The organism is Mesorhizobium sp. M8A.F.Ca.ET.057.01.1.1 (genome assembly GCF_003952565.1).
GTDB lineage: Bacteria > Pseudomonadota > Alphaproteobacteria > Rhizobiales > Rhizobiaceae > Mesorhizobium.
In genome coordinates, this window is record NZ_CP034454.1 from 6054416 (window position 1) to 6066722 (window position 12307).

At 65.0% G+C, this 12307-nt stretch carries 10 protein-coding genes; 4 read left to right on the forward strand and 6 right to left on the reverse strand.

The window, feature by feature from the left end; translation table 11 throughout:
* The first annotated feature begins 166 nt into the window (after positions 1 to 166).
* From EJ077_RS28735 to EJ077_RS28745, 3 genes are read left to right on the forward strand one after another with little or no spacing between them, the layout of a single operon-like run.
* Positions 167 to 1753, forward strand: coding sequence for a sugar ABC transporter ATP-binding protein (locus EJ077_RS28735; RefSeq protein ID WP_208698135.1), 1587 nt, complete (start codon positions 167 to 169; stop codon positions 1751 to 1753).
* Positions 1750 to 3063, forward strand: coding sequence for an ABC transporter permease (locus EJ077_RS28740; protein ID WP_208698136.1), 1314 nt, complete (start codon positions 1750 to 1752; stop codon positions 3061 to 3063). The genes EJ077_RS28735 and EJ077_RS28740 overlap by 4 nt, the downstream gene beginning before the upstream one ends.
* On the forward strand, positions 3060 to 4022 hold the full coding sequence (locus tag EJ077_RS28745; RefSeq protein WP_208698137.1) for a substrate-binding domain-containing protein: 963 nt from the start codon (positions 3060 to 3062) through the stop codon (positions 4020 to 4022). Before EJ077_RS28740 ends, EJ077_RS28745 begins: the two co-directional genes overlap by 4 nt.
* A gap of 275 nt (positions 4023 to 4297) precedes the next feature.
* Here EJ077_RS28745 and EJ077_RS28750 read toward each other — a convergent pair whose 3' ends face one another.
* The 6 genes from EJ077_RS28750 to EJ077_RS28775 are packed head-to-tail and all read right to left on the reverse strand — an operon-like array spanning position 4298 to position 11359.
* Complete coding sequence (locus EJ077_RS28750) at positions 4298 to 4759, reverse strand: MarR family winged helix-turn-helix transcriptional regulator (protein ID WP_208698138.1); 462 nt, start codon at positions 4757 to 4759, stop codon at positions 4298 to 4300.
* Positions 4756 to 5340 (reverse strand): amino acid synthesis family protein, encoded by a 585-nt coding sequence (locus tag EJ077_RS28755; RefSeq protein ID WP_208698139.1) that lies wholly within the window; start codon positions 5338 to 5340, stop codon positions 4756 to 4758. Before EJ077_RS28755 ends, EJ077_RS28750 begins: the two co-directional genes overlap by 4 nt.
* Complete coding sequence (locus EJ077_RS28760; RefSeq protein ID WP_208698141.1) at positions 5333 to 6217, reverse strand: UPF0280 family protein; 885 nt, start codon at positions 6215 to 6217, stop codon at positions 5333 to 5335. Before EJ077_RS28760 ends, EJ077_RS28755 begins: the two co-directional genes overlap by 8 nt.
* The gene (locus tag EJ077_RS28765; protein WP_208698143.1) at positions 6217 to 7758 is read right to left on the reverse strand and encodes a 6-hydroxynicotinate reductase; all 1542 of its coding nucleotides are present in this window, start codon (positions 7756 to 7758) and stop codon (positions 6217 to 6219) included. Before EJ077_RS28765 ends, EJ077_RS28760 begins: the two co-directional genes overlap by 1 nt.
* Entirely contained in the window at positions 7755 to 10502 is a 2748-nt protein-coding gene (locus EJ077_RS28770) for a molybdopterin-dependent oxidoreductase (protein WP_208703157.1), read from the reverse strand. Before EJ077_RS28770 ends, EJ077_RS28765 begins: the two co-directional genes overlap by 4 nt.
* A 2-nt stretch (positions 10503 to 10504) precedes the next feature.
* Entirely contained in the window at positions 10505 to 11359 is an 855-nt protein-coding gene (locus tag EJ077_RS28775) for an FAD binding domain-containing protein (protein ID WP_208698145.1), read from the reverse strand.
* Positions 11360 to 11672: 313 nt separating this feature from the next.
* Between EJ077_RS28775 and pncA the strand changes: the two genes are divergently transcribed.
* Complete coding sequence (pncA, locus tag EJ077_RS28780; protein ID WP_208698147.1) at positions 11673 to 12287, forward strand: bifunctional nicotinamidase/pyrazinamidase; 615 nt, start codon at positions 11673 to 11675, stop codon at positions 12285 to 12287.
* The last annotated feature ends 20 nt before the right edge of the window (positions 12288 to 12307 follow it).

Consider the following 12307-nt stretch of genomic DNA (forward strand, 5'->3'; position numbering starts at 1 on the left):
AAACGTTTCGTCCCCCACTTGCCAGCAATACCTACGGAATCTTGCCATTTTAGGCAAGAATTGAAATGCATCAAAGTTGTGTCGCCCCATATCGGCTTGACAGGATCGAAACGTTTAGATTACCGTTCGCGAAGCTGACGAGGACGGAAGGGAGGCCGCCATTGTCATGGAACAAAGCAATTCCCTTTCCTCGGCGCGCAATGCGGCATCGGATCGCTCGGACACCGTTTTGAGCGCCGAGCATATTTCAAAGAGTTTTGGCGGCATCGCCGCGCTCGTCGATGTCGGCTTCGACCTAAGGCGCGGCGAAGTCCATGCCTTGATGGGCGAGAACGGCGCCGGCAAGTCGACGCTGATGAAGATCCTCTCCGGCGTCTATACCGGCTATGAAGGCACCGTCAGCATCGACGGAAGGCCGGTCAGCTTCGCCGGCGTGCGCGACGCCGAGGACGCGGGCATCGCCATCATCCACCAGGAGCTCAACCTGGTGCCGGAACTGAGCGTCGCCGACAACATCTTTCTCGGGCGCGAGAAGCTGATCGCGGGTCTGATCGTCGACCGCAAGGCAAGCAGCCGCGCCGCAAGCGCCCTCCTGCAGCGGCTCGGCATCGAGCTCGATCCGGACGCACGCGTCGGCGCCCTGCGTGTCGGCGAACAGCAACTGGTCGAGATCGCCAAGGCGCTGTCGATGTCGGCGCGTATGCTGATCATGGACGAGCCGACCTCGGCGCTGTCGCCGGCCGAATGCCAGCGGCTGTTCCGCATCATCGGCCAGCTTGCCGACAGCGGTGTCGCCATCATCTACATCTCGCACCGCATTGACGAGGTCATGCATCTGGCCAGCCGCGTCACCGTGTTCCGCGACGGGCGTCATGTGCTGACGCGGACGATGGCCGAGCTTGACGAAAATGCCATCATCTCGGCGATGGTCGGACGGGACCTGCTCGCATCCTCCCAGGCCGAGCGGGATCCCGGCGGCAGGATCGTGCTTTCGGTCAGCGATCTGTCGCTGTCGAAGCCCGACCGCCAGGGCTGGCGGCAGATGGTCGGCGGCGTCAGCTTCGATCTGGCCGCCGGAGAAATCCTCGGCATTGGCGGGTTGCTGGGTTCCGGCCGCACCGAGATCATGGAAGCGATCTTCGGCTCGAGCGATGGCCGTGCGGGCGGCGAGATCCGGCTCGACGGCCAGCCGGTGGATATTCGCTCACCGCGCGATGCGCGGCGGCTGGGCATCGCGCTGGTCACCGAGGACCGCAAGACGCAAGGCCTGCATCTGCAGGCCTCGATATCGGACAATGTGGCGCTGCCGCTGGTCGGCGCGCTGGCCCGCTTCGGCATCCGTTCGCTGGCCGGCGAACAGGGGCTGGCGCGGCAGGCGGTCAAGACGCTCGGCATCCGCTGCCGGGATATCGACCAGCCCGCGGGCACGCTGTCGGGCGGCAACCAGCAGAAGGTCGTCATCGGCAAATGGCTGGCGACCAGGCCGAGGGTGCTGTTGCTCGACGAGCCGACGCGCGGCATCGATGTCGGCGCCAAGCGCGAGATCTACGACCTCATCTTCCAGCTGGCGGGCGATGGCCTGGCCATCGCCGTCATCAGCTCGGAGCTGCCGGAGCTGCTGCATCTTTCCGACCGCATCCTGGTGATGGCCGATGGCCGCCAGACAGGCATTCTTTCCCGCGACGCGGCAAGCGAAGAGGCCATCATGCGCCTCGCGGCGCCGCGCCGGACCCTACCGAGACCCGCCGCATGACCGCACTGAAACTCCTGTCCCGCACCAAGCTCTACTGGGGCCTGATCGCCATCTTCCTGATCGGCGTGCTCGGCTCGCCGCTCAGTTCCAAGGGCAACAACATCTTCCTGTCCTACGGCAACCTGCTCGACGTGCTGCGCCAGGTGTCGACCACCGGGCTGATCGCCACCGGCATGACGGCGGTGATCATCACCGGCGGCATCGACCTCTCCGTCGGCTCGCTTATGGCCATCGGCACGGTGGTATGCGCGATGCTGCTGACGGTTCCGGGCGCGACGCCGGGCGTCGTGCTGGGCCTGCCGACCGTCGCCCTGGTTGCGCTGTGTCTCGGCTTCGTCGTCACACGCTTCATCTTCCTCAACGTGGAGAAGTCCCGCGCCGGCGTGGATGCCGTGGCCCGCGACGTCAGGCTGGACACCGTTCGGGGCCTGGTCACGCCGGCAATCGTCGGCATCGTCCTGTGCTGCCTTTCGCTCTGGTACCTGCTGCCGCAGATCGAGCCCAAATTCGGCGTTCTCGGCGTGCTGCTGGTGGCGCCTTGCGTGGGTCTGCTGTTCGGCGCCATCAACGGTTTCATCATCGTCGGCGGACGGCTGCAGCCCTTCATCGTCACGCTGGCGATGATGGTGACGGCGCTCGGCATCGCCCGGCTCACCGCCGGCCAGAACAATGCCGTGTTGCCGGTCTATACCGGCTCCAACGCCACCGCCGATTTCGAGCTGCTGCGCTCGCTGGTGTTCGGCGTCATCCCTATGCCCGGCCTATTCTTCCTCGGCGCCATCGTCATCTACGGCGCGGTGCTGCGCTTCACGCCGTTCGGCCGCTATGTCTATGCCATCGGCGGCAATGAGGAGGCGGCCAGGCTTTCCGGCATCGCCGCCGGCCGCGTCAAGATCGCCACTTATGCCATATCAGGACTGCTCGCCGGCATCGCCGCCGTGCTCTACGTAGCGCAGTACCGGCAAGGCAAGCCGGACGCCGGCGCCGGGCTGGAGCTCGACGCCATCGCCGCCGTGGTCATTGGCGGCACCAGCCTGATGGGCGGGCGCGGCAGCCTGACAGGCACCTTCTGCGGCGTGCTGATCTTCGGACTGCTGTCCAACATCTTGCAGCTTCACAACATCAATTCGAACCTTCAGCTGGTGCTGAAGGGGATGATCATCATCGGCACCGTGCTCGTGCAGGAGCGCAATGCCGGCGATCTCATGGCCTATCTGCGCCTGCCCGGAGCGGCGCACAAGGAAACGGCCGCCGCAAAACGGCCGTCGCAAGAGACACCGTCTCTCAATCTCGGAGGAAACAAGAAATGAAACGACGTGACATGCTGAAGCTTGCCGCATTCGGCGCGGCCCTGCTGACAGCACTGCTCTCCACCGGACATGCCTTCGCCCAGGACAAGAAGTGGAAGATCGGCTTCTCGCAGGTGACCACCATCGAGCCCTGGCGCGCCCAGTTCAACAAGGACATCATCGCCGAGGCCGCCAAGCATCCCGAAGTCGAGCTGATCATCACCGACGGCGAGGACAAGACCGAGAAGCAGGTCGCGGACGTCGAGAACCTGATCCGCCAGGAAGTCGACGCGCTCCTGGTGTCGCCGAAGGAATCGGCCGGCCTGACCGGCGTCGTGCAGCAGGCGATCGACGCCAAGATTCCGGTCTTCGTGCTCGATCGCAATGTCGACACCAAGGACTTCACCCAGTTCGTCGGCGGCGACAACAAGCTGATCGGCCGCGCGGCCGGCGAATATGCCGTCGAACTGCTCGGCGGCAAGGGCAAGGCGGCAGGCAATGTCGTCGAGATCTGGGGCGGCATGGGCACCCAGCCGGCGCATGACCGCCATGACGGTTTCCATGAATTCACCGACAAGGAACCGGGCATCAAATACCTGCTCGACCAGCAGTCGGGCGACTGGAAGCAGGACCAGGCCTATAATTTGATGGCCAACGCGCTGAAGACCAACGAGAAGATCGATCTCGTCTACGGCCATAACGACCCGATGGCCTACGGCGCCTATCTCGCCGCCAAGGATGTCGGCCGCGAGAAGGACATCAAGTTCATCGGCATCGACGGCCTGCCCAACGAAGGCGTGCAGATGGTGAACAAGGGCGAGCTGACGGCGACCTTCACCTATGTCACCCCAGGTGCGGAAGGCCTGCGCCAGGCGATCAAGTTCCTGAACGGCGAGAAGGTCGAGAAGACCATCACCTTGCCGACGCAGAAGATCACCAAGGAAAACGCCGCCCAGGTGCTGAAGGACAACGGCTTGTGAGATAGTGGAGCTTGAGGGGCCTCGGTTGGCGCAGCCCCTCATCTGCCTGCCGGCACCTTCTCCCCGTATAGTGACGGGGAGAAGGGAGCTGTGGTGAAGCCGGCGCCCTTCTGCAACGCCGGCGACTAGCGAAGCCGTCGATGACAGCGCCTTTCTCCCCGTCCCCATACGGGGAGAAATGTCCGGCAGGACAATGAGGGGCAGCGCAGACCAACCAATTCTACTCAACTCAATCGTTTCGGTGACCAGCTTCTGCAGGCTGGTAAGATCCGCATCTACGCCAGCTTGGCTAGCAGCTTCATGAAGGTGACGGCCTCCTTGGCCGTAAGGGGCGCCAGCGTTTCCCTTGTGATCTCGCGGGCCAGCGGGATCAGACGCTCGATCGCGTCGCGGCCCTCCGGCGTCAGGTTTACCAGCAGCCGCCTTTTGTCGACCTCATGCCTGGAAAGCTCGACCAGGCCACGCGCCTTCAGCCGGTCGATGACGCCTTTCACCGTCGCCGCGTCCATGGCGATCAGGGTGCCGAGCTGGTTCTGCGAAGTTTCGCCAACGTCGCGCAGCTTGGCGAGTGCCGCGAATTGCGGCGGCGTCAGATCGGCGATACGGGCGGCGAAGATCGAAACATGGCGCTGGTGCGCCTTGCGCAGGATGAAGCCGACCTGCTCCTGCAGGAGGTAGTCGTGATCGTCGGCCTCTTCGACCTCGACCAGCTTGAGCAGGTTGTCCTCGCCGCTCACCGCAGCCCGTCCCAGGCTTTTATGTCATCCGCCGCGAGGCCACCCATCCGATTGTGGACGCGCGGGCCGCAGGTCATGGCGAGGCAGAACAGGATCTCGTCAGGACGCGGACCGTCGCTGATGCCGACTTCCATGGCGTCGAAATGGCTGCGCACATAGGCGGCGTTGATATGGCCGAGCGGCACGTCGAGCTTTGAGCCGAAGGCGCCGACCTTCTTGGCCGAGGGCACGATCGCCTTGGCATCGCCCAGCCGTTCGCGCATCGCGTAGCCGCCCGGCACATGCCACAGCGCGCCATGTTCCAGCTCGCCCGCGCTGCCGACGATGGCGCCCTTGCCGTAGCCGTCGATCTGTTTGATGTCGCCGCCGAGGGCTGCGACCAGCCGGTCGGCGAGCATCAGGCCGAGCGGCTTCAGATCGTCCATGGCGCTTTGCAGATCCTCGACATAGCGCCCGGCGAACGGGTTGCTGACCACGGCCATGGCGGCGGCACGCCGGCGCGGCACCGCGGCGGCCGGTCCGCCGTCGTGGAAGATTTCTTCGCTCAGCACCGCGATCTTGCGGATCGGAAATTCAGGCATGGGCAACTTCCTCCGGTTCATGCTTGTTGGGCGCGCCGATTGCAACGGAGCCGCTGATGCGGGCCTCCCCGCCAAGAAACAGCGCCGATGCGGCAATCAGGCCGCGCCGGCGAAAATCTTCGGCGACGGCAAGGCCATTGTCCAGGGCGCGTGCCACCTCATCAGGCGCAAGCGTGCCGACGCCTTGTGTCACCAGCCGCGTGCCAAGATCGCTGTCGGGCGACAGGTCGCGTGCGGGAACGCGCTTGATGGCGGGATTGCCGGGCAGGTCCACCGCGTTGGCTATGAGCGTTGCCGCCGCATCGGCCTCCGCACCGGTCCGCGCCAGCACGGTGACCGCGTCGGCAATGCCAAGCGAGAAGGAGCGGCCACGCCAGCCGCTGGTTGCAACGCCACGCACGCCATCCTGCGCGCGGATCGTGATCCGGTCGGCCATGCCGTTGCCGGTGCCGGCGACCGCCAATCCCATCGAGCGGCCCTTGCCGATGTGCAGGGCGCTGTCGCCGCCATTGTTGACATAGGCGCGATCGAGCTTGCGTCCGGCAAGCAGCGCGGCAAGCATTTCGTCAGCTACCGACCCGGCGACGGCGGCCATCGGTGTGATGAAGCATTCCGCCAAGGGCATGACGGCCGCTTCCATGCGGCGCGCCGTCGGGCCGGCGAAGGTTCGCGGCGCCAAAAAAAATGCCGGCAGCCGCAATTCGGGAAGTTCCTCGACCAGCTCCATCAGGATCGTCTGGAAGCGCGCGACGGCCTGGACGTAGGCAGCGCGACACTCATCAGCCTCGCCAAAGGCCTCGACGATCAGGTCTATCGGCCCATGGTTGAGATGCAGCCGCTTGCCGTCCTGCAGCCAGTGCGCTTGCGGATCTTCCATCACCCCGCCCCGTTCGGACCCGCGCGGCGCAATTGCGCCAGCGGTGGCCATGGATTTTGGGTTGCGGCGCCTGTGCCGCGTCGGGGATTGAGGTATTCGCCGCCCTTGGCGACGATGTCCGCAACGCTGCGGATTTCGGCCTCGTAGCCGCCGAGCCTGATGTAATCGTCGCGACGCAGCGTGAACTCGATCGGCGCCACCAGCGCCGGCGTCGGCACATAGCCGAAGGCGCCTTCGGGAATCCTGGTGACATCGACCATCAGCGTGATGCCGCCGCCCGGCCAGACATAGACCGGCGCGCCGCCAACGGTGACATAGGTGGTCAGGCCTTGCACCGAACGGGTGAGATTGACCGGGTTTTCGGTGACGCCGGCACGCAGCGACCCGCCGGCGCCGCCGATGAACAGCACGGTGCACAAGGCCGGCTCGCAATTGTCCTCGATCAGATTGACGGATTTCCGCAGCCGTTCCGGAAACGGTTTTTCGACCGGCTTCAGGTCGTCATCGAGCTCGTAATAGGCGAACTGCTCGCCGGTGGTCGAAACCATCAGCAGCGACAGGCCCGGCCGAGCGCCCTTCTTGGCGTTCCATTCGCCGAGGATCGACAACGGATCTGAAATGCTGGTGCCGCCCCAGCCGAGGCCTGGCTCGGACACTTTGAAATAGCGGCCCGGTGTCGAGCGGCGGCCGACGATCTTGATGCCGGTATCCTGCCAGCCCAGCACCTTGCCGGCCTGGTGTTCGGAGACGACGCCGGTGATGTGATCGTCGACCACCACGACCTCGTCGACCAGCCCGCGCCATTGCGTGGCGAACATGCCGATCGTGGCCGAGCCGCAGCCGACCCGCATGCGGTGTTCCTGCTTGCCGTCGATGACGGGCGGTTTGCCGGCTTCAACGATGACCGTGGCGCCGCCGTCTATGCTGAGTTCCACCGGTTTGCGGTTGCACAAATTGAGCAGGGCGTCACAGGTGGCGCGGCCTTCCGCTTTGGAGCCGCCGGTCAGATGATGCACGCCGCCCAGCGACAGCATCTGCGAGCCATATTCGCCGGTCGTGACATGGCCGATGGCCTCGCCCTCGGCCCGCACGACAGCTGTTTCGGGTCCGATATGACGATCGGTGTCGATCTTCACCTTGACGCCGCAGTAGGAGAAGATGCCTTCGGTCACCACGGTGACGAGATCGACGCCCTCGACCTCCTGGCTGACGATGAAAGGAGCGGGCTTGTAGTCGGGATAGGTGGTGCCGGCGCCGATTGCCGTGACGAAGCGGCGGCCGGTGTTGATGAGTTCCCCATCCCATTGCTCGCCTTCGGCGACGAAGGGCACCATGGGAGCGCCGGTTTCGGCCGCGTGATCGAGGATGGTCAGCGGGTCCATGCGCACGATCCGGCCGGCGACATTGCCATAGCGGTCGCAGGCGCCGGTGCGGCCGTCGGCGATGTAGCACATGACGGGACAGGCATCGCAGCGGATCTTCTCCGCCACCAGCTTCTCGCCGGGATCATGAGTTTCGAAGCGTTCGGCAAGCTCGCTCACGCGCGTGCCTCCTTCTCACGGATGGCCGCCAGGATGCGGCTTGGCGTTGCCGGCACCTTGGTGACCAGCACGCCGGTGGCGTGGCGGATGGCGTTGAGGATCGCCGGCGCCGTCGGGATCAGCACGTGCTCGCCCAGACCCTTGGCGCCGAACGGCCCTTCGGGATCGGGCACCTCGATAAGAATGGTCTCGATCGGCGGCACGTCGCCAATGGTCGGGATGAGATAGTCGTGCAGGTTCTCGGTGCGGCCGGGGATGTATTCTTCCATCAACGCCATGCCTATGCCTTGCGCGATGCCGCCTTCGATCTGGCCCTCGACCAGCAGCGGATTGATCGCCTTGCCGACGTCGTGCGCCGCGGTAATTTTCAGCAGTTTCACCGTGCCGAGCTTCAGGTCGACCTCCAGCTCCGCGATCTGCGCGCCATAGCCATAGACCGCGTAGGGTTTGCCCTGGCCCTTGGCATCGAGGGGCAGCGTCGGCGGATCGTATGTCTCCTCGGCGCGGAAGACGAAACCGTCGGCATCCGCTTCGAGCGCGGCAAGATCGATACGGCGTGTCGCCTCGCCTTCGCGAATGACGATCGCCGCGCCATCCAGCTGAAGGGAGGCCTTGTCCGAGACATTGGCAAAGCGCAGGATTTTTTCGCGCAGGGCCCGCCCAGCCTTTTCAGCCGCCTTGCCGGTCACGAAAGTCTGCCGCGAAGCCGAAGTCTTGCCGGCGTCTGGGCTGATTGCCGTATCGGCGCTCTTCAGCTGGAATTTCTCCAGCGGCAGGCCGAGCGCGTCGGCGCAGATCTGCGTAATGACGGTGTTGGATCCCTGGCCGATATCGACGGCCCCCTGGTGCAGGATGACGTCGCCCGAGGGCGCGATGCCGACCCTAATGGTCGACGGATTGGGAAGCGAGGTGTTGCCGCAACCATACCAGCAGGAGGCGACGCCGACGCCGCGCTTTCTATCTATGCTGGTGCTGTTGAAAGTATCCGCATCGGCCGCCGCCCGCGCCCAGTGCGGCCGCAAGGCCTCGAGGCATTCGGCGATGCCGACGCCAGACTCCAAAAGTTGCCCGGTAACCGTTTCGGAGCCGTTCCGAAGGCAGTTCTTCAGGCGGAAGTCGAGCCGATCCATGCCGAGCTTGCCCGCGAGCTCGTCATAGAGCGTTTCCTGCATGATCGTCGCCTGCGGCACGCCGAAGCCACGGAAGGCGCCGGCAATCGGACCATGTGTATGGATGGCGCGGCCCTCGGCACGATAGTTGGGCGTAAGATAAGGGCCGGAGGCATGCACCGGCACGCGGTTGGCAACCGTCGGGCCCCAGCTGGCATAGGCGCCGGTGTTGAAATCGCCTTCGAAGACCATGCCGGTGACGCGACCGCCGGAGTCGGCACCAATGGTGGCCTTCATTTCAGCCGGATGGCGCTTGGTGGTCGACATCATCGATTCGTTGCGGGTGTAGGCAAGGGCCGCGGGCCGTCCCGTCTTCATGGCGACGAGGCCGATCAGAGGCTGCAGGGAAACGTCGAGCTTGGAGCCAAAGCCGCCACCGGTCGCGGTCGGCACGATGCGCACCTTGTCGACGGCAAGGCCGAGCACTTTCCCGGTGTCGTCACGGTCCATGTAGGGGGCCTGGGTGCAGGCGACGACGACAAGCGTGTCGCCGTCAACATATGCATAGCCGGCTTCCGGTTCGATATAGGCGTGCTCGACATAGGAGGTGTCGATCGCGCCGCTCGCGGTGACGGCCGCGTTGGCAAGTGCAGCCTCGGGATCGCCGCGCTCGACAAAGCCCTTGGTCAACAAATTGGCCGGGCGGTTCTGATGGATCAGCGCCGCACCTGCGGCCTGCGCGTCGCAGGGCTGGAGAACATGTGGCAGTTCGGTCCAACGGACAGGGAAATCCGACAGGTCGAGATCGAGGATCGCCTCTCGCTCGCCGGCGACCAGCGCGACCGCCTCGCCGCGAAGCCGGGCAAAGCCTTCGGCCAGCGCCGGCTGGTCGGCGAATGGGCCGATAACGCCGAAACAGTTTTTTCCCGGGATGTCGGCGGCCGTGAAAACGCCCGCGATCCCGGCATGCGCCTTGGCCCAGCCGTCGATGTCGCCGAAATCGAACTTTGCATGATAGTGCGGCGAGCGGACCACCAGCACGGCAAGCGCATCGGCCGGGAAGGAATCGCCGCCGAATTTCTCGGCGCCGGTCACCTTTGGCACGCCGTCGAGCCTGACCGGTGACGTGCCAATGGCGTAGCCTGACCGAGGCAGACGGAAATCCAGGCTCGCGGTCTGGAGGGAAGCCTCCATCACCGCAGCGATAATCTTCCGATAGCCGGTGCAGCGGCAGAGGATGCCGCCCAACGCATCCTGCACCTCGGTCTCGGTCGGCGTGGGTTTCGTGTCCAGCAGCGCGGTTGCCGCGACCAGCAGCGCCGGCGTGCAAATGCCGCATTGCGCGGCGCCATGCGCCAGGAACGAGGCTTGCAACGCCGACAGCCGGCCGTTGGCCAGTCCTTCGACCGTCGTCACCGCGGTGCCAGCGGCCGAGGCCGCCGGCATCAGGCAGGCGCAGACAGGGTCGCCGTCGACCAGCACCGTGCAGGCGCCGCAGTCGCCGGCATCGCAGCCGACCTTTGTGCCGGTCAGCCGCAATTCGTCGCGCAGTACCGAAGACAGCCTACGCAGCGGCGGCACGTTGACCGAGACAGCGGTGCCGTTGACGGCGAAGGCGATATCGGCGCGATCCATGCTCATGCGGCCACCTTGTCGCCTGCTGGCGTCTCCGTGGCCGCGAGCACGGCGCGGGCAACGATCTCGCGCACCGCGTCTAGCCTGTATTCGGCGCTGCCGCGCACATCGGCGATCGGCGACAGCTCAGTCATCGGCGCCGACCGGACCGCGGAAACAAGCCCGGCGCCCACGGCAAGCCCGCGCAGCGCCGCCTCGACACCGACAAGCCGCCTGGAGACGGCGGAACAGGAGCCGACGGCCACGGCCGCATCCGCGACAGTACCATTTTCGACAACCAGACGCGCCGCCACCATGGCGATGGAGATGACGAGATAGCGCCGGGCGCCGAGCTTGACGAAGGCCGATGTGCCGGAGGGTTTCGGCGCGCGGATGGCAGTCACCATCTCGCCGGGCTGCAAGGCGGTACGGCGGTTGCCGAGGATGAACTGCGACAAGGGCAGATGGCGTGTCGCCGCCACCGAGCGCAGTTCTACCTCAGCGTCGAGCACGAGCAGGCCCGGCACACCATCGGCGGCAGGCGAAGCGTTGCAGAGATTGCCGGCGACCGAGGCGACGTTCTGGATCTGCGCCGAGCCGACCTCCCGCGCCGCCTGTTTCAAGGCGTCAAAGGCTGGCGGCAAGGGGTGGCGGATGACATCGGTCCATGTCGTGCGCGCGCCGACGATCCAATGGCTGGCGGTTTCGACGATGCCGCGCAGCGTTGTCAGTCCGTTGATATCGAGGACATCGTCGCGAAACGGCTTGCTTCCCTGCACGGGATAGAAATCCGTGCCGCCGGCAAGAATGCGCCAGGTGCCCCCGCCAAGCAGCGCGAGTGCCTCGTCGACCGTGGTGGGTTTCGCGTAACGGATCACGCTTTCCTTCCCAACAAGATGGGGCCTTCCCCGAGATCGGCCCTCCCAAGACGTTTTGCCTGGGAATATCCTGCCGGTTTTCGATCCGGCAAATTCATTCGTATGCAAATGATATCAAGACGGCGGAATTTGTCAAAGCTAGAGTTTACGCCGGTGTCCATGTGGCTGGCATCGCCACGCATTTGTTATTCCGCTGGAGGTTGACGCGGCCCGCCATCTGGTCAAGTTTCTCCCTCCGGTCGCGCCAGCGGCTTCTTCTTTCGCCGGGCCTCTCATTTGGAGCCCGACCGCAGCCTGACAGGAAGGAAACCCCATGGCCGACGAAGCGCTCGTTGTCATCGACCTGCAGAACGATTTTTGCCCGGGCGGCGCGCTGGCCGTTGCCTGCGGCGACGAGATCGTGCCGCTGGTCAACGACATGATCCGGCGAACCGACCATGTCGTGCTGACGCAGGACTGGCACCCCGCCGGCCATTCCAGCTTTGCCTCCAGTCATCCCGGCGCGCAGCCTTTTTCGACGGTCGAAATGCCATACGGCCCGCAGACTTTGTGGCCGGACCATTGCATCCAGGGCAGTCTCGGCTCGGATTTTCACTCGGGGCTGGCTTGGACCAAGGCCGAACTCGTCATCCGCAAGGGATTTCGTCCTGCCATCGACAGTTACTCCGCCTTCTTCGAGAACGATCACGCGACGCCCACCGGGCTCGCCGGCTATCTTCGGGAACGTGGCATCGACACGCTGACCCTGGTCGGCCTGGCGACCGATTTCTGCGTCGCCTTCTCGGCGCTGGATGCGGTCAAACTGGGGTTTAGAACCACCGTCAGGCTCGATGCCTGCCGTGGCATCGATCTCAACGGATCGCTCGAGACCATGCTGGCGAGAATGCGCGATGCCGGCGTGACGCTCGAAGATCACACGTTGGACTAACCGCACCGTGGCGAGCAGAA